Origin of the sequence: Exiguobacterium sp. SH1S21 (assembly GCF_004337175.1) — a bacterium.
Classification (GTDB): domain Bacteria; phylum Bacillota; class Bacilli; order Exiguobacteriales; family Exiguobacteriaceae; genus Exiguobacterium; species Exiguobacterium aurantiacum_A.
This window is the reverse complement of sequence record NZ_SJUY01000004.1, coordinates 82,207-103,923: the sequence shown is the minus strand read 5'-3', so window position 1 is coordinate 103,923 and position 21,717 is coordinate 82,207. Positions and strand designations below refer to the sequence as shown.

Sequence of the window (21,717 nt, the reverse complement as noted above, 5' to 3'; positions counted from 1 at the left end):
GCGCACGCCGCTGTGAAACACTATGCCCATGTCAACGGCACGAAAATCGAATATATGGACCGCGGTCATGGTCCGGTCGTCATCTTGATTCATGGGACCCAATCGTCGAGTCTAGAACCGTACCATGTGGACCGTCTCGTCTTGTCCGGCTTCCGGGTCATTGTCCCATCGCGACCTGGATACGGTGAGACTCCGTACTCATTTTCGGCCACGCCCCAACAGTTCGCAGGACACTTACAGCGCTTGATGGAAATCATGGCCATCGATCGCTATCACATCTACGGCATCTCGGCAGGTGGACCGACGGCGATCGAGCTCGCTTCTGACAATGAGCGGGCGTCGAGTTTGACGCTCGCCGCCGCCGTGACGAGCGCGGTCGACTTCCCGTATCGCGACTACGTCAGCCGAAACGTCGCTCAGCCCGCGTTCATCCTGGCACAATATGCGATGAAGTACTTCGTCTTTAAAGCGATTCAAAAGCAACCGTTCGAGGCGACAGCACGGATGATCGAATCGACGAGTCTGCTCGCGCTCGACGTCATCCGGGACGAAGTGACGCCGTACGATATCTTCTTATTGAAGCGGGTCGCGAGCCAGATGGCGTTCGGGCTCGGTGCCCAGTTCGATCTTAGGCAACGTGTTGCCGCCGAGGCGTTGCTCGGGGTGAAGTGCCCCACTTACATCGTTCACTCGAAAAACGACAAGGCCGTCCCCGTCCGTCATGCACATTACGCGAAGCGGCTTATCCCGCACGCCCAGCTCACCATCTTGAACAGTCCCGGCCACTTGATTTGGATCGGCCGCCACGCCCGAAAGAGCGAACAGCAGATCGAACGCTTCATCCGCTTCAACTCGTGAGACACCTTTAGTCAGGTGTCTTTTTTCAATCCGTCTCAAGCAGTTCAATCAACTCGTCCGTCACGTCAGCCGGGACGAGGTACACCGTGTTCGTATCATTCACGTTCATCAGGCTAGTCGGTTTACCGGATTCCCCAATCCAGACGTAATAGCGATCCGTCTCGTCACTCTTAAATCGAACTTCCACATCATATTCGGGTGTCGCCATATTCACGATTCCTGGTTGTTCGTCAGCATTTCGAAGCATGTCCGCGAACACCTTGACGTCTTCAAGCCTGTCGTACGTGAGGACGGCCTGCTCTTGGAACCGACCAAAGTCGACCGATTCAGCGATACGGACTTGCACGATGTCTTCCGCGACGAGCTCGCTCGTCTCGCATCCTCCCATCAAGCCGACGGTCAAGGCCGCTATACCTGTCATCCATTTATCCCGGCGTTTCATCTAGTCTCACCTCCACATGTTGTCTTGTATCTATACGAGAGACGCGTATGCTAGGTTTCATGGATGAACACAATTAACTTCCTCAGTCGTCAACACCGAGCGTAAGAATCAAGCGGTCCGTGACGTCCGCCGGTACTCTGTAGACGAGGTGTGTGTGGGCGACATTCATCAACACACTCAGAGTCCCCCTTCTTCCGAGCCAAAGTTGATAGCGTTCCACGTCATCGCCCTTGTAACGGATTTCGAGATCAAAATCCGGTTCATTGTGCATCGTTTCGCCCGTAAACTCATCAGCATTTCGAAGCATGTCCGCGAACACTTTAATGTCATTTAATCGATTCAACTCGACTAAAAATTGTTCACTGAATCGCGTCCGCCCTGAGGACTCAGCGATTTTTACCTGATCCATCTCTTCAGCGTCAATCGCCTTGAGTCGTTCTCTGCCATATCCATATGGCAACGTGATCCGCCTTACTTCTTTCATAAAATCAAACAGTCGGTCCACAATTACATCACTCCCAAGTTTATGATTATCCTTTCATACGCAAAAAGTGAGCGCTTGGTTTCACTTGCATTTCGGAATTATAATCTTCGTTTCTTCATGCTTCGTTCTAAAAAGATTGGCAACATGTTCAGCAGAATCGAAATGCTCGTCAGCACCCACCACGCTCGCCCCATGCCAGGTACGACATCCGCCAACGCACTCCAATCCTCCGCTTCGACCCAGACAGATAAATAGCTATAATCCGCGCACACCGTCAATGCGGTTAGCGATAAAGCAATCGCCATCGGCAGCTTGTAGTCTCTCCCGACACTGAACGTATACAAGTTGAACAGCGTCGCCGCAATCGCAAGTAATCCAAATATGATCCACATTGTCCTATCGTCTCCTGTTGTTTGATATGTAAGTTATTTCCTATTCCCAGAATAACACACGCAAGGAATGAAACAGTCGGATTTTTAGGACAACAAAAAAGCCGGGCCGAAGCCCAGCTTTTCCTTATTGATACGTCCAACCGGTCAGGCTCGCAGTCGCTCCTTCATAACGCAACTGTTTTTCAAGCTCGCTCGGGAACACGCGGAGCGTGGCGACGGCCTCGCCGTCATTGACGAAGCATTCGAGACTCGACGAGTCGACGAACACGTGAAGTGATTCGACGGCGATCGTTTTCGTCCGGGTCGTCCCGAACTCGGTCGCGAACGGCTCACCGGCGTTCGTCCGGTCGATCGTCAGTTCATGCGTCGCTGCATCATAACGAATGACGAGTGACTCATTCCCGACTTGAAGCAGGTCGAGCGTGAAGTCAGATCCGTCCGTTTTCAGCTCGAGCTCGTAACGGTCCGGTGTCGAAGTTTCAATCACCGTACCGGATGTGTTGACGAATTCGTCTTGGCGTAGCTTCGTCATCGCTTGCACCGGACGCTGTTTAAGCAATCCGTCCTCGAGCGAGAGTTCACGCGGCAACGTCAAGGCGTGGGCCCAGCCGTAGCGGTCCGTCGGGTAGTCGATCTCCGGTAAGCCCATCCAACCGACGAGCACGCGACGTCCCTCATGTTCGGTCGTCTGCGGTGCGTAGAAGTCGAAGCCGAAATCGAGTTCTTCGAACGTTCCGTGCGTGAACGTCAACGTTTCGACGTCGAGTTTGCCGATCAAGAATCCAGACTGATAGATGTTGTGGTAACGGTGACCTTCCGGCTCGATGCCTTGCGGCGAAAAGACGAGGACGTGTTGACCGTTCAGTTCGAACACGTCCGGGCATTCCCACATGTAGCCGAACGGGTCGAGACCCGTTTTGACTTCGCCGAGGAACGTCCAGTCGTTCAAATCAGCTGAACGATACAAGACGACACAGCCCGTCTCATTATCACGCTGCGCTCCGACGATGGCGTAATAGACATCGTTCTCGAGCCACACTTTCGGGTCTCGGAAATGTTCCGTGTACCCGGCCGGTATGTCCGGGATGGCGACGTTCCGGCGTTCGATCTTGCCGTCTCGTAGCACGCCGATGATTTGCGAGGCGTGACGCGTCCAGTCGTCCGTCCGGTGATTGCCGGTGTACATGACGTGGAGTTCACCGTCCTTCACGAAGCCGCTGCCCGAATAGGCACCGTGTGAGTCTTCGGTCGTCTCCGGGACTAACGCCACCCCGCAGTCCGTCCACGTGACGAGATCGGGTGATGTGACATGGTACCAATGCTTCAGACCGTGTACCGGTCCGAGCGGGAACCATTGATAAAACATGTGATATTCCCCGTTGTAATACGTGAATCCGTTCGGATCGTTCAGGAGGCCCGTCGGCGGTTGGATGTGGTATCCGAACCGCCACGGGGAAGCCGCCGTCTTCGCACGGAGCGTCTCCATTTCGAGGGCACTCACGTCACTTAACGAGCGGTAACGCTCTGCCTTCGTCCAACTCATACAATCACTTCCTTTTTCTTTCTTATGCTGCTTGTTTAACTTCTTCTTTTTTCGTTTGGCGTTTCGCAAGGACGAACGTCAATCCGAAGGCGACCGCGAAGGCGATGGCCATACCGATGATATACGAGACAATTGATCCCGGTGCAATCGAGATGATCCCTGGAAGACCTGCCGCGCCGAGGGCGACAGCGAGGACTTCACGACCGACGATGAACGCCGAGGCGATCCCTGAGCCGATGATGGCCGCGATGAACGGATAGCGTAGTTTCAAGTTGACCCCGAACATGGCGGGCTCAGTGATACCGAGTAGTGCCGAGATACCAGATGCCGAAGCGACACCTTTCATCTTCTTATCGCGTGTCAAGAAGAAGACGGCAAGCGTAGCCGCACCTTGGGCGACGTTTGACATGGCCGCGATCGGGAAGATGAACGAACCACCTGTGCGCGCGATGTCTGCGAGAAGTTGCGTCTCGATGGCGATGAAGCTGTGGTGCATCCCTGTGATGACGATTGGGGCGTACAAGAGACCCATGACGAGACCACCGAAGAATCCGAGCGAATCATACGTCCAAACGAGCGAATCGATGATCAAGTTACCTGCTTCACGCGTGATCGGTCCGACGAAGGCGAACGTGACGAACGCCGTGATGAGGAGCGAGAGGAGCGGTGTGAGCAAGATGTCGAGTGAAGCCGGCATAAACTTACGGATGTTGATTTCAAGTTTCGATAAGATATAGGCGGATACGAGGACCGGTAACACTTGTCCTTGGTAACCAAGCTTCTCAATCTCAAAGCCGAGAATGTTCCAAACCGGAATGTCACCGACCGTCGCTTGTGCGTAGGCGTTGACGAGATCCGGGTGGACCATGATCATCCCGAGCGCGGCGCCGAGGTATGGATTACCCCCAAACCGCTTGGCGGCGGAGAACCCGATCAGGACGGGTAGGAAGACGAAGGCGGCGTTGGCGAACGTGTTGATCATCGCGGCAAGATCGGCGATACCAGGGTACTGGTCGATCAGCGAGCTGCCTTCGAAGAACAAATCAGGTGCTGTGAGCAAGTTGTTGATCCCCATCAAGAGACCACCGGCGACGATGGCCGGGATGATCGGTACGAAAATATCAGATAGCATCTTCACGAACTGTTGGAGCGGGTTACCTTTCTTCGCCCCGGCCGACTTGACGTCAGTCGTCGACATGTCACCGAGACCTGTCAATTCGGCGAATTCGGCGTACACTTTGTTGACTGTACCTTGGCCGATGATGACCTGATACTGCCCGCCCGTTGAGAACGTCCCTTTGACGACGTCAAGTGCGTCGAGTTTCTTCTCGTCGACTTTCGATTCGTCGTTTAGGACGAGGCGGAGCCGGGTCGCACAGTGGGCCGCAGCGGCGACGTTGTCTTTCCCGCCGACCGCCTCTAAAATCGCTTCTGCTTCTTGTCTGTAGTTCATACTGGTTTCCCTCCTAGTGCTTCAAGCACACGTTGTTGTGATGGTATGGCCGGAATCGCGCCGTAAGCGGTGCACGTAAGCGCGCCGGTCACGTTCGCATATTCGATATCCTTTAGTAAACGAGCGTCATCGACCCCGAGTGTCGCTAAGCGATACAAGTAGGCACCGACGAAGGCGTCACCCGCTCCCGTCGAATCGACGCTGTCAATTTTCACCGACGAAATCACGTTGTTGCCGTCTTTCGTGGCGATCAACGTCCCGCGCGAGCCGAGCGTGATGGCAATCCGTGACGCGCCCGTTTCGAGAAGTGACGCGACCGCTTGATTTAAATCGTCATGCCCGGTCAAAAGTTGCGCTTCTTCTTCGCTCAACTTCACAAAATCAGCTTCCGCGATAAAGTGGAGCGAGTCTTGTTTAAATGCGTCGATGTCTGTGACGAGCGCGTCCCGGTAGTTCGGATCGAACGAGACGAACAGGCCGTCACGCTTGGCGAACTGTAACAGTTTGAAATAAGCATTCTTCAACTCACCGTCGAGCAGTGCCGTCGCTGAACCAAAATGAACGATGTCACCTGGCTTGAACGCGGTCAAGTCGATCGCTTCGAACGCATAGTCGCCGTCACTCCCACGACGGAACGTGAAGTCGCGCTCCCCGTCCGCTTGAATCGAGACGAAGGCAAACGTCGTATCCCCTGCCTCGACCAAATTCTCGACGCCGACGCCGTTGTCGACGAGCGTCTGTTTTAAAAATTGTCCGAACGGGTCGGCTCCGACCTGTCCGAGAAAACTTGAGCGTCCCCCATGTTTACTGACGACGGCGGCCACGTTCGCCGGTGCGCCACCTGCTTTTTTCACGAACGTCGTCCCATTGACGAGATCGCTCGACGCGTCTTCACAAACCCAATCAATCAATAGTTCACCAATGCAATGTACGGTGTTCATCCGTCCACCTCCATGTTTGAATGTATTGCTTCGTATCATTTATCGAACCGGTTCCAAAAGCGAATAAAAAATGTTGCGGAACCGGTTCCGCAACACAAATGTAAACGATTTAATTCAACATGTCAACGCTTTCTCGCAATTTTAATTCGAAAGTTGTGAACGTTTTCATCGGGGTGGCTTCACCTGTCAGCAACTGGAGGATCATGTCAGCCGCACGAGAACCAGTCCGCCGATATGGAAGGTGGACCGTCGTCAGCGATGGATGCAATACTTCTGTGAAATCGTACCCACCGAAACCGCTGACCGAGATGTCGTCCGGCACTCGTTTGCCGCCGTTCGCTAAACCTTTCAAGACACCGAGCGCGATGTTGTCGGTCGCACAAACGACGAGCGTCGCATCCGTCACGTCGGTCGCGAGCTGCTCACCGATCGGGATGGCGTCGTCGATTCTGAACGTCGTCGTCATCGAACGGACGATGGCGCCAGCTTCATTGAACGCTCTCAAAAATCCGTCACGACGGGCTTGCCCGACGGCGATATCATCCTCTGCCACTCCGACATAGATGATGTCCCGGTGCCCCCACTCCATGAACTGTTGCCCGAGCGCATAAGCCGACTCATTGTCCGGGTAGACGAGGCTATGCACGCTATCGTGCTGCTGACCGATCAACAGGACCGGGATTTGAATCGCTTCGATCGCCTGTAGATGCGCTGGCGTCACGGTCGTCCCGAGCCAAATGATGCCGGCCACTTTTTGCTTGGCCAAGTTATACAGTTGCTCGATCTCACGCTCGGTCTGTTGGGCCGTATTGACGACGAGCATCTGATAACCATGCTCGGTCAAGCGTTCATCAATTCCCATCATCGTCCTTGAAGCCGCATACGAATCGAGACGTGGGACGATGACGCCGATCATCTTCGTCTGCTTCGACTTCAAACTTTGGGCGAACTGGTTCGGTTCATATTTCGTCTCACGGATGACCCGCTCGATTTTCTCACGAGTCGCCTTCCCGACCGATCCCCCATTCAAATAACGGGAAACGGTACTTTTGGCAACACCGGCGAGTTTAGCGATGTCGTTAATCGTCACTTGTTTCATCCAAAAACCCTCCATACGAAAAAACTGACGCGCTAGACGCCGTCAGTTCAGTGGTTCATCACGTATCGTTTTTTAAAGTTTAAATAGTAAAGTCCGTTGCGTTTCTCGAAGCCGTTCTGTTCGAGGACGCGACGCATCGCTTCTTGATGCGGACTCGTCGGCGGGATGCCGGCGCGGACGGTGTGACCGTCTTTTAAATCGGACTGTTCGAGCGCAAGGCGTAATCCTTCTGTCGCATAGCCTTTATCTTTATACGGGTCAAACACCATCAAATCGAGCTGATAGACGCGAGCTAGCTTGAAAAGCAGTACTTTACCGACGATTTGTCCGTCTTGAACGAGGTCGTAGTAAAAATCCTCGCCATAACTATGTTCGTCGGCCATGTACACATGCTCGGCCCCCATCTCGACAAAAATACCTTTTAGTTCTTCGGCCGACATGCCGTATGAGCTTTGACCATATTTCTGAAAATGTTCGTATTCGATCTCATCGATTTGGCGAATAGGTTGACGCACGATTTTCATCCCGTGCCCTCCTTAACAGTTATTCCAACGTCTTTCCAAACTCATTATATACGAAGCGCATCATGAAGCGCAAAAGATAACCTAAATCAGACCGGTTCGATATGAATGTGAACCGAATCGACGGCGTGATGTTTATCGAGTTCCCGTTCGATATCGTCACAAAGCACATGAGCCTCGTCGACGGTCAAGGCACCGTCAACGGCGATCGTCACGTCGAGCATGACGTGATTACCAAGGTGCCGGCCTTTGATCTCCCGAACTTCTTTGACGGTATCAAAATGTTGGATCGTCTCTTCATAAGACTCGACGAGATCAGGCGGGAACCCGTCAGACAGTTGATGCGTCGCATCGAGAAAGATTTGAATGGCCGTCCGGATGATGAGCCCCGCGATGACGACCGCGAGCACTGTATCCATCCACGGAAGCTTAAAGTAAGCGAACAAGACGCCGAGCGTCGCACCGATCGAGATCAAGGCGTCGGCCAAATTGTCTTTCGCGGCCGCTTTCAGAGCGAGTGATTTGGTCTGTTTCGCCAAGTTCAAATTGTAGCGATGGACACCGTACATGACGATCGCACTAAAGAACGCGACGACGGCAGCGAGCGGGTTCGGCTCGACGTAGACACCGGCGAGCAGATTAGCGATGCTGTTCAATAACACGAACACCCCGACCGCGACCATGATGAGCGAAGCGACGAGCGCCGCAATCGTCTCCATCTTCGCATGGCCATACTTATGTTCAGCATCCCGCGGCGTCGCCGCCACACGGATTCCGATATAGACGGCAATTGATGCGATGACGTCGGTCGTATTGTTGAAACCGTCAGCGAGCACGGCTTCCGAATTGTAAATATAGCCGAAGACTACTTTGAGGACAGATAAAATTAAATAAGTCGTGATTGATAAAATGGCTCCTTTGAGCGCTTTTGGTGGATGATTTGTTGAATGCATCCGCCCACCTCCTTTTTAGCTAAGTTAGTATACCAGTTGTTCTTCGTGTGGGCATAGAGAAACAGTGTTTCCCGAAGTCAAAATAAATGGAATATATTCCCGGTAGTTTCGTCTTCCGAAAATTATGGTAAAGTAAACAAGAAGAGACCCTTGTGGTTAAACCGTAAAAGAGGTGAAACATATGTTCACAGAACGTGATGGTATCAAACTTCGTTTGGAACAAATTGACAGATTGTTATCCGATTTGAATCGTGAAGCAAAACAATTGATGGTACGACTGCGCGAACTTGATGCGAGTGGTGAGAGCCCACAAGAAGCGTCACTTAAGCCGGAAGATCGTGATACGCTCAAAACATCGATTGATGAGACGCTCGAAGCGCTCCAAACCCGCTCGAAACGCCCGATCAACCCGAACGATGAGAAAAAGAAAGAACTCGCCTCGAACAAGGCGCTCATCGATGAGTTGTCAGATCTACTCAGCAAGAAAAAATGAGACGCCACCGCGTCTCATTTTTTAAATAAGGAGATTAAATGATGTATATCGTCACAACTTGCCTACGACCGACTGAAGAAATCATTCACAAAGCAAATGAACACTCATTGCTACACGATGTGCCGTTCGTCTCGCGGCGAAAGCATTCAATCGAGACGTTGATGACCCGGTATGGTGCCGCCGTCCTCGTTTTCGATAAGCGCCGCGTTGAGTATACGCCGCTCGGCGCCAAAGAGCCGTTCTTCTTCCATCCATCAAGCTCGGTCTTCCGTGTCAAGCAACTGCTTCGTGATGGCAACGACCCACTGATCGATGCGGCCGACCTTCAACTCGGAGACCGCGTGCTCGATTGTACACTCGGACTCGGTTCCGACAGTATCGTCATGAGCCACGCCGTCGGTCCGAGCGGTCACGTCGTCGGCCTCGAGAGCGAATTCATCACAGCGACACTCGTCAAAGAAGGCATGTCGGTCTGGGAAGAGAAGGAGAACGCTCTGAATGAAGCGATGCGACGCATCGAGGTCGTCTGGACCGACGCCCTCACTTATTTGAAAAATTGTGCGGATGACGAATTTGAGGTCGTCTATTTCGACCCGATGTTCGAAAAAACGATCTCAGAATCAGTTCATCTGAACCCGTTACGAGCGTTGGCAAACGAAGCGCAGTTGTCAGATGAACTGATTTCAGAAGCCAAACGCGTTGCGAAAAACAGAATTGTCCTAAAAGCACATTATGAGAGCCCGGCGTTCGAAAAGTATGGATTTAAGCGACTTTCACGCAAAACTTCGAAGTTCCATTATGGATATATCGACTGAGAGACTCGTTCGGATTAGGTAATTTGACTTAATCGGGACGAAAGTCTCTTTTTTTTCCTTTTTTTATAATTATTATTTTCTGAATATTGACATTAATCAGACACAAGTTTAACGTTTACATCAAGCTCACACAATTTCCCATTATTTTCACAGGAGGTCAGTCCAAATGAAAAAACGTTCCATCCGTCGTACGACGCTCGCCGTCGCGCTGACATCGGTCATGAGCGTCAGTGCGATCCCGGCCGTCGGTGCCGCTCCACTTGCCTCTTCACCGTTACCAACCGCAACAAATGCTGCCCCATTCGATCACAACATCATCGATGAGGATCGTCTCGCCAAAGCACTCGAAAAGCGTGGCGTCATCAAAAAAGGGCTTTCAACGAAAGAGCGACAGAAAGCCGTCGACGCGTATATTAAAAAGAAACAAGGTACAGCGCAAGATGCCCACGATCACAAACATGATGACAAATTGAATGACAAAGCGGCGAAAGCGAAAGAGAAGATACATAACCAATTCGAAAAAGAATCGAAACGTCTCCTCGACAAAGCGAAAAAAGGGCAAGCCAACTATCGAAAAGGCAAACCGAATGGCCAAATCAAAGTCGATCCGGCCAAAGCAACGGGCTATAACGGTGCGGTTCGTGAAGACAAAGTGCTCGTACTCCTCGTCGAGTATAGCGACTTCAAACATAACAACGTCGTCCAAGATCCCGGTTATATGTATAGCGACAATTTCAGCAAAGAACACTATGAGAACTATATGTTCGGTGATGAGTCGTTCGAACTGTTCAACGGAGAGAAAGTTCAGACGTTCAAACAGTATTATGAAGAACAGTCCGGTGGCAGCTACACGGTCGACGGTACCGTCTCTGAATGGTTGACCGTACCGGGTACGGCGAAAGACTACGGCGGTGACAATCCGGCCGGCGGGAATGACAACATCGGTCCAGGTCCCCGTCAACTCGTCAAGGACACGTTGAACGCGGCAGTCGCCTCAGGAATGGACCTCGCCGAATACGATGAGTATGACTTGTATGACCTCGACGGTGACGGCGACTTCAACGAACCGGACGGCTTGGTCGACCACTTGATGATCATTCATGCTGGTACCGGCCAAGAAGCGGGCGGCGGTGTCCTCGGTGACGACGCGGTCTGGTCACACCGTTGGGTACTGGATGGCGTATATGGCGTGGAGAACACGACGGCTGACGTCCCATATTGGGGCGGTAAAATGGCAGCATACGATTACACGATTCAACCTGAAGACGGAGCGGTCGGCGTATTCGCCCATGAATACGGCCATGACCTCGGTCTTCCTGACGAATATGACACGCAGTACACAGGCCAAGGCGAACCGGTCCAATCATGGTCGATCATGAGCGGCGGCAGCTGGGCCGGTAAAGTGGCAGGAACGGAGCCGACGAGCTTCTCGCCACAAAACAAGGAATACTTCCAAAAGCTGATGGGCGGCAACTGGGCTAACATCACAGAAGTCGACCTTGAAGACATCACTGAGCAAGGTTTCGTCTCGAAGCTCGATCAATCGGTGACGAAATCGAACAACCCAGGGTTGTTGAAAGTGAACCTTCCGGACAAGAAAGTGAAAGGTATTGAACCTGAGTTCGGACAGTACTACTACTACTCGACAAAAGGTGATAACTTGCACACCGAACTCGTGACACCAAGCGTCAAGCTCGGTGCTGACGGCACACTCGCCTTCGATACACGGTTCGAGATCGAATATGATTACGACTACTTGTACGTCAAAGCACTGAGCGGCGGCAAAGAAGTCGTCCTTGACGTCTACGGTGACGACAACACCGGAAATGACGCCGAGTCGACGAACGGCGCTTGGGTGAACAAATCGTACGACTTGTCACAATTCGCCGGTCAAGACGTCCAGATCGTCTTCGAATACGTGACAGATGGCGGTCTCGCCCTTGAAGGATTCGCCCTCGACAACTTGGCGATCACGTCAGGCGGGCAGACGCTTCTCGCAGATGACGCGGAAGGTGCTGAGGCGGTCACGCTTGACGGCTTCGCCAAGTCGGACGGTTATGACACAAAACCGCACTACTACTACCTCGAATGGCGTAACCACGCCGGTGCTGACACAGGTCTCTTGAACGGCCGTGGCGTCAAGTACAACACCGGTCTCGTCGTCTGGTATGCCGACGACTCGTTCTCGGACAACTGGGTCGGTATCCACCCGGGTGAAGGTTTCCTCGGAGTCGTCGACTCACATCCAGAGGCGATCGTCGGTAACTTGAACGGAGCGGAGACGGTCTCAGGCAGCACGCGCTACCAAATCGCGGACGCCGCGTTCAGTTTAGACAAAACGCTCGCTTGGTACCTCGATTCTCCGAGTCGCGGAATTTACGACTACAAGGCACAATCTGGCGTGAAGCAGTTCAACGACGCCAATACGTACATCAACTCGCTCATCCCGGATGCGGGCCGTAAGCTTCCACAATACGGACTCGTCGTCGACGTCGTCGGCGAAGCGAAAGACAATTCGGCTGGAGCTGTTTGGGTCCGGACGAAGTAAGCATGATTTGTTTGACCCCCGCCCTTCTCATCAAGAGAAGAACGGGGGTCTTATTATTCTAAAAAAGCTTGAATTTTCAATCGAGACTGTGTAACATACTAGTTGTAACGCCTCTGTAGGTTAGTGGCAGACCTCAGCAATGGTAATGCTGCAGCACGAGTTCGATTCTCGTCGGAGGCATCAACTGATTCGACCTCTCCCGATCATTCGGGAGAGGTCGCTTTTTTGTCTAATCAATCATGTGAACTGTCTTGACACGTTTACGGTTCCTCTATAAACTTGAAAAGTTGAATTGAATGATTTTTTTGGAAGGAGCATGACAGATGCTGAATGAATGGTTATGGATCCCTTCTGCCCTGCTCACGCTCGGTCTGCTCGTCCTCAGCTATAAACTGTTCGGACGGGTCGGACTGTACGCCTGGATCGCGATGGCCTCGGTCGTCGCCAACATCCAAGTGACGCAGCAGATTGTGATTGGTGGTTTCATCTTCACACTCGGGAACATCGTCTACGGTTCCCTTTATTTAGCGACAGACATCTTGAACGAGAAACATGGCCGTCACGCCGCCCGCAAAGGCGTCTGGCTCGGCTTCTTCATCTTGATCGTCTCGACGGTACTCATGCAGTTCGCCTTGCTTTACGAACCGTTCGAAGAAGCGCTCTACATGCATGAGAGCTTCAAGGCATTGTTCTCGATGCTCCCGCTCATCACGCTCGGCAGTCTCGCGGCTTACCTCGTCTCGCAATTGTTCGACGTCTTCATCTATTCGAAGATTCGGGCGAAGACGGGCGAGAAGAAACTGTGGCTCCGGACGACTGGTTCGACGGTCGTCTCACAGTTGATCGATACGCTCACGTTCTGCACGATCGCCTTTTGGGGAATGGAATGGGACATCTGGTGGAACATCTTCGTCACGACGTATGTCGCGAAGTTCATCATCGCTTGGATGGCCACGCCTTTTATGTATTATGCGAAACGGACCGAACCACAAGACGACGAGACGGAAAAAGCAGCCTAATAAAAAAACCGCAACCTCAACGGGTTGCGGTTTTTTCTCGAATTTGCAGACGCACCGCGTAAGGCCGCGCATCTTCGAGCGACGACGTCTCCCGACAAACAGTGAGCGCCACGTAAGCGTCGATAGCGAGCGCTTCGATGGTCTCGTCCGTCGTCTCGACCTCAAGTATGGTGTAGGGCGGCAGATGATCGAGCTTGACCCACTGCCCGTGCAGGTTCTTCACATAGATGATTGGTTCGTCAATCGAGTAACGTCGGAGTAAATCAGACACGTTCACGCGATCCCCTCCTTAAACCAAACCTTTATCCTCATTATAGAAAGCGCTTACGATTCTGTAAACCGTGCTTCCCGAAAATTTGGCAGTCCAACGCTTCAAAAATGGTGGAATCGAACCGATAATCTAGAAGAGAAATGAGGTGAACCGATGCGTTATCGCCGACAAGAAACGTTCCGCTACATTTTACCGAACCCCCGTTTTATCCCCTACCGCCTCGTATGGGAAGACAAGGAGTTACATGACGGTGAAGGCATGTTGCTCAACATTAGTGCCCACGGCTTGAAGTTGCGCTGCGACTACTTGTTCCCGCTGTCGGAAGGGCTGAAAGTTCAGGTTGTGCTCGACCTCGTCCCGCTTTTCCAGTCAATCGAGTTGACCGGTCACGTCCGTCACCGAAGTCAAATAGGAAGCATGTACGATTACGGGATCCGTCTTGAAGCGAATTCAGAAGAAGCCCAACAGCTCGTGACGATGATCAAAGCTTATGCAAGAGAGAACCAATGAGAACGTGTCGTCAGACACTTCTCATTTTTTGTTCGTCCGATAACAGGGTATACTAATGACAACAGAGACAGATTAGAGGTGTAGCCATGACTAGAAAATTTTTATTGATTCCTTGGGCCGCCGCGATCGCGATCGCGCTACTTGGTCCCAATACCCCGTTCTCGAGCCGGTTCTTGCTCGACTTCCTGACATACAATACCGATGCCTATGAAGGATATTCTTTGTCCCTCTTTAGCGTGCTAGGCGTCTACCCGCTCGCGCTGTTCCCGCTGCTTTGGTCGGAAGTGAACCAACTGCGGCCGAATCCGCTCCTACCGGCAGCAACCGGCTTCGTCGTCGGAGGATTCATCATCGCTCCGTATCTCGCGTTCGCACGGCAGTCGCCCTACCCGACGCCAATCAAGCCGTTGCCAACGAGACTGCTCGGGGTCGTGTTGCTCCTCGTCACGATCGGTTTATTCATCGCTGCCGCGATGACTGGGAATGTCGCACAGTATTGGTCATACGTCGAACAGAATCAATTCGTCCGCACGATGACGGTCGATTTCTTTTTGCTCGCCTTCGTCCAAATGACATTGATGACCCGGGATGCGAAGCGCTATAAGATGAGCTTGTGGCCGCTCCCGTACATCCCGTTATTCGGTCTATTGTTTTGGCTCATCATTCGTCATAAGCAACCGTTCAACGAGGCGCCGCCGCGACGGCCGAAAGTGGTTTGATGTTGTACTTGAGAGTGGGTTTCCCAAAACCCACTCTTTCCTTTATACTAGAGCGAGAGTTTATCTAGAGAAAGAAGGGTCAAATCCAATGAGATTTTTTAAAGTAATGACACACACGAACGACAAGGGAGAAGACGTCATCCTAAGCGAGTACTTCAAAATCGCCGACAAGCAGGCTGAACAATTCCTCAAAGATACGTTAGAGCTCGACATGTTTGACGAGAAAGTGACGCTCAAAGAGTGCCAAGTCGCGAAAGATCGGTGGGAATGCCCGGTCGGTGACTTCGTCGTCGTCGAATACTTCAATGAAAAAGAGTTTGATAAAATGAACGAGTATCGTGTGGTCGCACCGAAAAAGTGACCAACAGCAAAGGCGACCTTCCCGATTGAATGGGAAAGTCGCCTTTTTATCGTTCGAGTCATCGACGTGCGTTATGACTCCTCTTTATCTTCTTCCGGGTCTGGATCTGGATGTTGCGTCGGAGCCGGTTTTTTCGCCGGATCAGACTCATCGTCCGGCATCGGGTCTGGGTGAACCCCAGGTTGCGATTCGTCACGTTTCATTGAGCATCCCTCCTCTGTCATAGTGGACTAATTCCACATCGATCAAGAGTCGAAACATCAGTGTATGTCTTTATTGCCGATGACACGACGTGAGATCGCTTTTTCAATCTCGACGATGACGAAGACGATGGCACCGAAGACGACCGGATAGATCCAATCATTCAAATCAAGTGCCGCTGTCCCGAACAACGTGTGCATAAACGGCACGTACGTGATGAACAGTTGAAGTGCAATCAATAGTGCCGATACGATAAACGCAATCTTGTTATCGAAAAAGTGGCGGTTAAACGCCGGAGCGAGTTCGGTCCGACAGTTATACAAGTGGAACAACTGGGCCATGACGATCGTATTGAGTGTGATCGTCTGCAGCTTCGCAGTCGAGAAATCAAAGTCGGCTAACATGTAGTTGATGATCAAGCTGCCTCCCCCGATCAAGATCGAGACGAAGATGATCCGAAACACGTAATAGCGACTCAACAGCGGGACGTTCGCCGGACGCGGCGGACGTTTCATCGTGCTCTCTTCAAGCGGTTCGAAGGCGATCGCGAGCGACAGCGTGATGGCAACGACCATGTTGACCCAAAGGATTTGGACCGGGCTGAGCGGTGCCGCGGCACCGAGCAAGATGCTCATCGCGACGAGGAGCGCTTGTCCACCGTTCGTCGGGAGCAAGAACAAGATCGTCTTCTTCAAGTTGTCGTATACACGGCGGCCTTCACGCACCGCGTTGTAAATCGTTTTGAAGTTGTCGTCGACGAGGACCATCTGCGACGCCTCTTTTGCGACTTCGGTCCCTTTGATACCCATCGCGACACCGATGTCGGCCCGTTTCAAGGCCGGGGCATCGTTGACACCGTCACCGGTCATCGATGTGATGAGCCCGTTTTGCTGCAATCCTTTGACGAGACGCAGCTTATCATTTGGGCTCGTCCGTGCGAACACATCGTTATGAACCGATGCTTCTTTGATCTCCTCGTCCGACATGTTCGTCAATTCTTTCCCTTCAAGTGCGCCTTCGACTTCCATGCCGAGTTCACGGGCGATGGCGACGGCTGTGTCTTTATGGTCACCCGTGATCATCTTGATGCGGATACCGGCGTCGCGGCACGCCGCGACGGCTTCAATCGCCTCTGGACGTGGTGGATCGACGATTCCGTACAAACCAAGGAACGTGATACCGGATTGGACGTCCTCATGGTCGACCGTCTCTTTCGAGCGATCGACCCGTTTGAATCCGCCACCGAGGACACGTTGTCCGCGGTCGGCGATCTCTTTACGTTTCTCATCCCAATAGGTGCGGTCAAATTCCGTATCTTCAGCCATATCGAACAGGCGGTCTGGCGCCCCTTTGATGAAGATCATCCGCTCATCTTTATAGTCGACGAGCGTCGCCATGTACTTATACTCCGAATCGAACGGGATTTTCGAGATGACTTTCAGCCGTTCAATCGGTCGCTCCGCTTTTTCGGCGAGCGTGAGCAAGCAAGCTTCTGTCGGGTCGCCATTGATGACCCATTCGCCGTTTTCTTCATACAATTGGGCATCATTACACGTCTTCCCGACCGTGAGCAGATCGATCATCGACTCGTCGTCATCGAGGTCGAACGGTTGACCGTTTTGTTCGAGGTCACCATCTGGAGCGTATCCGCCGCCTGACACTTCGATATCGTGCTTCGCCGTGACGACTTGCTTGACGGTCATCTCGTTTTTCGTCAGCGTACCTGTCTTATCGGTACAGATGACAGAGACCGCCCCTAACGTCTCGACGGACGGTAGACTACGAACGATTGCTTTCTTCTCGGCCATGTTACGAACACCAAGTGCGAGAATAATCGAGATGACGGCAGGGAGACCTTCCGGAATCGCTGCGACCGCTAACCCGATCGTTGTCAGCATCAGTTCGATTGGATCGAAATCACGTACAAAGTAGCCGAACGCGTAAATGATGACCGAGATCACAAGGATCGCAATCGAGACCGTTTGACCGAATTTCGTCGTCTGACGGATGAGCGGTGTCTTCACCGTCTCGACTTCAGCGATCGATGCGTTGATTTGACCGAGCTCCGTCCCTTCACCGATCGACGTGACGATCGCTTTCGCACTGCCCGTCGCTATACTCGTTCCTGAATAAATCATGTTTTTCCGGTCACCGAGGACAGCATCTTCCGCCACGACTTGAATTTTCTTCTCAACCGTCGTCGCTTCACCTGTCAAAGCCGATTCTTCGACTTTGAACTTCTCGGCTAGAATGACTCGCGCATCGGCCGGCACTTTGTCACCGGCGGCGAGCACCAAAAGGTCTCCAACGACGAGTTCGCTCGATTCGATTTGAATCTGCTTGCCGTCTCGGATGACGCTTGCTTTCGTCTCGAGCAGTTTTTTAATCCCTTCAAGCGCCTGTTCAGCCTTGTTTTCTTGCAAGTATCCGACGACAGCAATGATCGTGACGACGAGCGCGATGACAATCGTATCGATATACTCACCTAAAAAGCCAGTGACGACGGCCGCACCGATCAGGACGTACACAAGAATGTCATTGAACTGTCTCAAAAATTTTATGATTTCAGGTGTCTTTTCCTTTTCCGGCAGAACGTTCTTCCCGAACTGTTCTTGCCGACTCGACACTTCTTGCTTCGACAGCCCGTTGTCTACGTCTGTCTCAAGACTACTCCTCACCTCTTCCGGTTCGAGTGCGTGCCAATTTTTGTTCTCCATTTGCATCTCTACTCCTCCTTGGTCGATCCTATATGAAAATCTATCTCTTTTATGTTCCCACTCCACGGCTTCCTGACACATCAGACGACACATTTTCACAACTTTTTCAAAAAATCCGTTCACATTTGTCTCGTTTTCCATTTGAAAACGCTCCCATCCAAAAAAGTCGTGTCAGATGGATGAAATGGCTTTACATAACGGTCTGAATGGTTAACTATAGAGAAAATAAAACAGAGAGAAAGAGGTACACGTATGGTCATTATTCAAGGGATCGCCCTGTTGCTGTTGATTCTCGCCTTGTTCACGTTATTCAGTTACAAAGCACCGTTCGGGATGAAAGCGATGGGAGCACTCGCCGGCGCCGCAATCGCGAGCTTCCTCGTCGAAGCGTTCAACGCCTACGCGATCGGTGGGTTACTGCCGCTCCCTTTATATGAAGAAGTCGGCCAAGCTGCCGGTGCGCTGTCGGGACCTGCGGCAGCGGCACTTGTCGCGATTGCGCTCGGCATCAACCCGGTCTACGCGTTGATGCTCGGTTTGTCCGTGTCAGGCTTCGGGATTCTCCCCGGCTTTTTCGCAGGGTACGTCCTCGCCTTACTCGGCGGCAAGCTCGACCGTCACCTTCCGGCCGGTGTCGACATGATCTTTTACGTCATCGTCATGGCACCGCTCGCCCGTCTCGTCGCCATCGGTGTCGATCCGCTCGTCTCGAACACGCTCGCTCAAATCGGAGCGGTCATCGAGCTCGCAGCGACGCAAAACCCGATTGTGATGGGACTCGTCCTTGGCGGAATCGTCACGGTCGTCTCGACATCACCGCTCAGTTCGATGGCGCTCACGGCGATGCTCGGTCTGACCGGTGTCCCGATGGCAATCGCGGCCCTCGCCTTGACGGCGTCGATTTCGATGAACTATTTACTCTTTAAGCGATTGAACATCGGCTCGAAGAAAGACCAACTTTCGGTCGCGATCGAACCGCTCACACAAGCCGACCTCATCTCGGCGAATCCGATCCCAATCTATAGCGTCAACTTTGTCGGTGGTGCCATCGCCGGACTCATCGTCGCGATGACCGGAATGGTGAACAACGCACCTGGGTCTGCCGCCGGTATCCCGGGACTGCTCGTCATGTATGGCTTTAATGACTGGCAGACGGTGACGGTGACGGCAATCATCGTGTTCGCCGTCGGCATCATCGCCGGTCTCGTCGGCAGCAAACTGTTCAGCAATTTCCCGATCGTTCGAAATACGGAAAAGATGGCAAATCCGGAAGAGGAAGCCGCATGAAAAAGCAGGAAGTCCAATTCGCGGACTTCCTGCTTTTTCGTTATTCAAACGATAATGTTGTTTGCGTTCGAGACGATTGCCGTGCAAGTTCGATCACACGCGTCGTCAACAAAGCGTCCTCGAGGGAAACGACCGGCCGTCGCGTCGAATAACTGTCAGCGAGCTGGCGATAAAATGCCAAATAACGCCCCGGCTCGATTTCGATCGTTTGCGGCTCATTTACAACGAGCGTCCCCGTCTCACTGACACCCGCTTCGATCGTGCCGTCTCGGAGCGCGGCCTCTTGCGGGTCGAGACCGTATTTCATAAAGCTGCCTGCCGTACCGTGGACTTCAAAGCGAGGCGCTTCAACGGCGACGAACGGGTTCGATCGTAAATAGACGCGCTTCTCACCGTAGTGTAGCGTCACGTTGAAGCCGTCGTCGGACTGTCCGCCGTCTCGTTGGACCATGACGTCTGCTGAGACGTGGTCCGGTTCGCCGAACAACACGAGCGCCTGATCGATCAAATGACTGCCGAGGTCGAACAAAATACCAGACCCAGGACCTGCGTTCTCACGCCATCTGTCCCGGACATGCGGACGGAACCGGTCAAAGCGTGATTCATACACTTTCCAGTTTCCGATTCGGTTTGATTCGAGCAGTGACGCCACCGTCAAGAAATCTCCGTCCATGCGTCGGTTGTGGAACACGTTGACGATCCCGTCACGCGTCTTCTCGAGGGCGATGAGGGATTCCCCTTCCTCAGACGTTAGGAACGCAGGCTTCTCGACGAGGACGTCTTTGTTTGCGTCGAGACACACCGTTACCATGTCTTTATGTAAGTTCGACGGTGTCGTGATCACGAACAGCGTCGCATCGGTCGCGATCGCTTCTTCGAGCGTCGCGTATACGTCCACGTCAGGGAGCACGGCACGGACGTCATCCGGTCTAGAGGAGACGACCCCAGTGATGTTGAATTCCTCGAGCGTCGTCAAAAATGGCAGGTGGAACGTCGTCGCCGAGAAGCCGAAACCGACCAATATAGTGTTGATCATATCTATTCCTCCTTTGTTTCTTCATGATTCATTGTAACAAAAAAAGGGGTACATTAACCCCTCACGCACTGACACTTTCATCCAAACCATATTCAAACGTGTTGTATCCGTTACGTGAATCGACGTAAACGAAACCAAAACGTGGATAATACTCGTTCAAAAACTCGTTGTCGGCGACACAGTCGAGACGGATCGGCTCGTTACCATCGGCTTCGCGGAGCACATGTTGCATCAGCTGTTGACCGACGCCACGGCCTTTCAATTGCTCACTGACGACGATGCGATGGATGTATTGACCGCGCTCGCCATCTTCCCATAAATTGTGATCCCATTCATCCGGAGGAAGCAAGGCGATCGAGGCCAAGACAAAGCCATGTTGTTCATACACGTACACACTTCCCGTCGCAATGTCGGTTCGCACGCGTTCTAACAAATCTAGCTCCAAATATTCCGTCCACTGGTCACTTCCTGTTTCATTAAGCGCTACGGCTCGTTGTTCGATTAGGTGCGCGATGTGTTTAGCATCGCGTTTCGTCGCGAGTCGAATCATAACGTCCTCCTTTATTTATGCAGTATTTGAAATACCAATATAACGGAGACGTTCGACCGATTTCAACCATCTTGCTTGAGCGATGTCATCGGAACGGGATGACGTCGCCCCCGTTCAATTGATAGCTATACGTCAAAGTCGCGTTCAAGCTATGCGATACCGAGCAATAGCGGTCGACGGACAGTTCGATGGCACGGCGGACACGTTCCTCCGGCATCTCCCCTTCGAGTACATATAAAATATGGATCGTCGTGAACCGCATCGGGTGCTCGGTCGCCCGCACCGCATCGACTTCCATACCGAACCGTTCGAGCGGCAGGCGCATCTTGTGCAAAATCGAGACGATATCGATGCCCGTGCAGGCCGCCGTGGCGTGCAGCAACATCTCGGTCGGCCGTGGCCCCGTATCCAATCCCCCGACATCCGCCGCCGCATCGAGCGTCATGCTATGTCCGGAAGGAGTCGTCGTTTGAAACGCCATCCCTTGTTGCCAATCCACTTTCA

At 52.5% G+C, this 21,717-nt stretch carries 24 protein-coding genes and 1 tRNA gene; 10 read left to right on the top strand and 15 right to left on the bottom strand.

All coding sequences use genetic code 11. The annotated features are described in order from the left end of the window. The first annotated feature begins 12 nt into the window (after positions 1 to 12). The gene (locus EVJ24_RS07345) at positions 13 to 858 is read left to right on the top strand and encodes an alpha/beta fold hydrolase (protein WP_131440609.1); all 846 of its coding nucleotides are present in this window, start codon (positions 13 to 15) and stop codon (positions 856 to 858) included. 25 nt (positions 859 to 883) lie between these two features. Here the strand turns inward: EVJ24_RS07345 and EVJ24_RS07340 are convergent, their stop codons facing one another. The 9 genes from EVJ24_RS07340 to EVJ24_RS07300 form a co-directional block, all read right to left on the bottom strand. Further along, entirely contained in the window at positions 884 to 1,300 is a 417-nt protein-coding gene (locus tag EVJ24_RS07340; RefSeq protein ID WP_236637592.1) for a hypothetical protein, read from the bottom strand. An 82-nt stretch (positions 1,301 to 1,382) separates the two neighbouring features. After that, positions 1,383 to 1,805: a hypothetical protein gene (locus EVJ24_RS07335; RefSeq protein WP_131440607.1), complete on the bottom strand. Its 423-nt coding sequence runs from the start codon at positions 1,803 to 1,805 to the stop codon at positions 1,383 to 1,385. A gap of 77 nt (positions 1,806 to 1,882) precedes the next feature. Continuing rightward, positions 1,883 to 2,176 (bottom strand): hypothetical protein, encoded by a 294-nt coding sequence (locus EVJ24_RS07330; protein WP_131440605.1) that lies wholly within the window; start codon positions 2,174 to 2,176, stop codon positions 1,883 to 1,885. A 124-nt stretch (positions 2,177 to 2,300) separates the two neighbouring features. Continuing rightward, positions 2,301 to 3,719 (bottom strand): glycoside hydrolase family 32 protein, encoded by a 1,419-nt coding sequence (locus tag EVJ24_RS07325; protein WP_131440603.1) that lies wholly within the window; start codon positions 3,717 to 3,719, stop codon positions 2,301 to 2,303. A 22-nt stretch (positions 3,720 to 3,741) separates the two neighbouring features. After that, positions 3,742 to 5,172, bottom strand: coding sequence for a sucrose-specific PTS transporter subunit IIBC (locus EVJ24_RS07320; RefSeq protein ID WP_131440601.1), 1,431 nt, complete (start codon positions 5,170 to 5,172; stop codon positions 3,742 to 3,744). Next, complete coding sequence (locus EVJ24_RS07315; protein ID WP_131440599.1) at positions 5,169 to 6,113, bottom strand: carbohydrate kinase family protein; 945 nt, start codon at positions 6,111 to 6,113, stop codon at positions 5,169 to 5,171. Before EVJ24_RS07315 ends, EVJ24_RS07320 begins: the two co-directional genes overlap by 4 nt. A 109-nt stretch (positions 6,114 to 6,222) precedes the next feature. After that, complete coding sequence (locus EVJ24_RS07310; RefSeq protein WP_131440597.1) at positions 6,223 to 7,212, bottom strand: LacI family DNA-binding transcriptional regulator; 990 nt, start codon at positions 7,210 to 7,212, stop codon at positions 6,223 to 6,225. 47 nt (positions 7,213 to 7,259) lie between these two features. Beyond that, on the bottom strand, positions 7,260 to 7,736 hold the full coding sequence (locus tag EVJ24_RS07305; RefSeq protein WP_071397451.1) for a GNAT family N-acetyltransferase: 477 nt from the start codon (positions 7,734 to 7,736) through the stop codon (positions 7,260 to 7,262). Between the two features lie 86 nt (positions 7,737 to 7,822). Next, entirely contained in the window at positions 7,823 to 8,686 is an 864-nt protein-coding gene (locus EVJ24_RS07300) for a cation diffusion facilitator family transporter (RefSeq protein ID WP_131440595.1), read from the bottom strand. Between the two features lie 181 nt (positions 8,687 to 8,867). On the opposite strand from EVJ24_RS07300, the gene EVJ24_RS07295 reads away from it, so the two are divergent. The 5 genes from EVJ24_RS07295 (at position 8,868) to EVJ24_RS07275 (ending at position 13,561) form a co-directional block, all read left to right on the top strand. Beyond that, a complete protein-coding gene (locus EVJ24_RS07295) occupies positions 8,868 to 9,179 on the top strand; it encodes a hypothetical protein (protein ID WP_070327307.1) in 312 nt (103 codons plus the stop codon). 41 nt (positions 9,180 to 9,220) lie between these two features. Next, a complete protein-coding gene (locus tag EVJ24_RS07290; RefSeq protein WP_236637591.1) occupies positions 9,221 to 9,994 on the top strand; it encodes a class I SAM-dependent methyltransferase in 774 nt (257 codons plus the stop codon). 166 nt (positions 9,995 to 10,160) lie between these two features. Beyond that, complete coding sequence (locus tag EVJ24_RS07285) at positions 10,161 to 12,542, top strand: immune inhibitor A domain-containing protein (protein ID WP_131440591.1); 2,382 nt, start codon at positions 10,161 to 10,163, stop codon at positions 12,540 to 12,542. A gap of 109 nt (positions 12,543 to 12,651) precedes the next feature. Continuing rightward, positions 12,652 to 12,722: transfer RNA gene (locus EVJ24_RS07280), tRNA-Thr, on the top strand. Positions 12,723 to 12,865: 143 nt separating this feature from the next. Continuing rightward, positions 12,866 to 13,561 (top strand): queuosine precursor transporter, encoded by a 696-nt coding sequence (locus EVJ24_RS07275; RefSeq protein WP_070327311.1) that lies wholly within the window; start codon positions 12,866 to 12,868, stop codon positions 13,559 to 13,561. 16 nt (positions 13,562 to 13,577) lie between these two features. Here EVJ24_RS07275 and EVJ24_RS07270 read toward each other — a convergent pair whose 3' ends face one another. Continuing rightward, positions 13,578 to 13,838: a hypothetical protein gene (locus tag EVJ24_RS07270; RefSeq protein WP_236637590.1), complete on the bottom strand. Its 261-nt coding sequence runs from the start codon at positions 13,836 to 13,838 to the stop codon at positions 13,578 to 13,580. A gap of 147 nt (positions 13,839 to 13,985) precedes the next feature. Here EVJ24_RS07270 and EVJ24_RS07265 point away from each other — a divergent pair, with 147 nt between their 5' ends. The 3 genes from EVJ24_RS07265 (at position 13,986) to EVJ24_RS07255 (ending at position 15,422) form a co-directional block, all read left to right on the top strand. After that, complete coding sequence (locus tag EVJ24_RS07265) at positions 13,986 to 14,342, top strand: PilZ domain-containing protein (protein ID WP_131440589.1); 357 nt, start codon at positions 13,986 to 13,988, stop codon at positions 14,340 to 14,342. An 86-nt stretch (positions 14,343 to 14,428) separates the two neighbouring features. Further along, positions 14,429 to 15,061 carry a hypothetical protein gene (locus EVJ24_RS07260; protein WP_016509573.1) on the top strand — a complete coding sequence of 211 codons (633 nt, stop codon included), beginning with the start codon at positions 14,429 to 14,431 and terminating at the stop codon, positions 15,059 to 15,061. Between the two features lie 106 nt (positions 15,062 to 15,167). Then, a complete protein-coding gene (locus EVJ24_RS07255; protein WP_070327313.1) occupies positions 15,168 to 15,422 on the top strand; it encodes a hypothetical protein in 255 nt (84 codons plus the stop codon). A 71-nt stretch (positions 15,423 to 15,493) separates the two neighbouring features. Here the strand turns inward: EVJ24_RS07255 and EVJ24_RS15530 are convergent, their stop codons facing one another. Both EVJ24_RS15530 and EVJ24_RS07250 read right to left on the bottom strand, forming a co-directional pair. Further along, complete coding sequence (locus EVJ24_RS15530; protein WP_269089710.1) at positions 15,494 to 15,625, bottom strand: hypothetical protein; 132 nt, start codon at positions 15,623 to 15,625, stop codon at positions 15,494 to 15,496. A gap of 57 nt (positions 15,626 to 15,682) precedes the next feature. Further along, positions 15,683 to 18,346: a cation-transporting P-type ATPase gene (locus EVJ24_RS07250; RefSeq protein WP_071397444.1), complete on the bottom strand. Its 2,664-nt coding sequence runs from the start codon at positions 18,344 to 18,346 to the stop codon at positions 15,683 to 15,685. 246 nt (positions 18,347 to 18,592) lie between these two features. On the opposite strand from EVJ24_RS07250, the gene EVJ24_RS07245 reads away from it, so the two are divergent. Beyond that, positions 18,593 to 19,627 carry a PTS sugar transporter subunit IIC gene (locus EVJ24_RS07245; RefSeq protein ID WP_071397443.1) on the top strand — a complete coding sequence of 345 codons (1,035 nt, stop codon included), beginning with the start codon at positions 18,593 to 18,595 and terminating at the stop codon, positions 19,625 to 19,627. Positions 19,628 to 19,667: 40 nt separating this feature from the next. On the opposite strand, the gene EVJ24_RS07240 is transcribed toward EVJ24_RS07245, so the two are convergent. The 3 genes from EVJ24_RS07240 to EVJ24_RS07230 form a co-directional block, all read right to left on the bottom strand. Next, positions 19,668 to 20,663 carry a Gfo/Idh/MocA family oxidoreductase gene (locus EVJ24_RS07240; protein ID WP_131440587.1) on the bottom strand — a complete coding sequence of 332 codons (996 nt, stop codon included), beginning with the start codon at positions 20,661 to 20,663 and terminating at the stop codon, positions 19,668 to 19,670. 61 nt (positions 20,664 to 20,724) lie between these two features. Continuing rightward, on the bottom strand, positions 20,725 to 21,213 hold the full coding sequence (locus EVJ24_RS07235) for a GNAT family N-acetyltransferase (RefSeq protein WP_071397441.1): 489 nt from the start codon (positions 21,211 to 21,213) through the stop codon (positions 20,725 to 20,727). A gap of 85 nt (positions 21,214 to 21,298) precedes the next feature. After that, on the bottom strand, positions 21,299 to 21,694 hold the full coding sequence (locus EVJ24_RS07230; RefSeq protein WP_442899259.1) for an OsmC family protein: 396 nt from the start codon (positions 21,692 to 21,694) through the stop codon (positions 21,299 to 21,301). Positions 21,695 to 21,717: the final 23 nt, after the last annotated feature.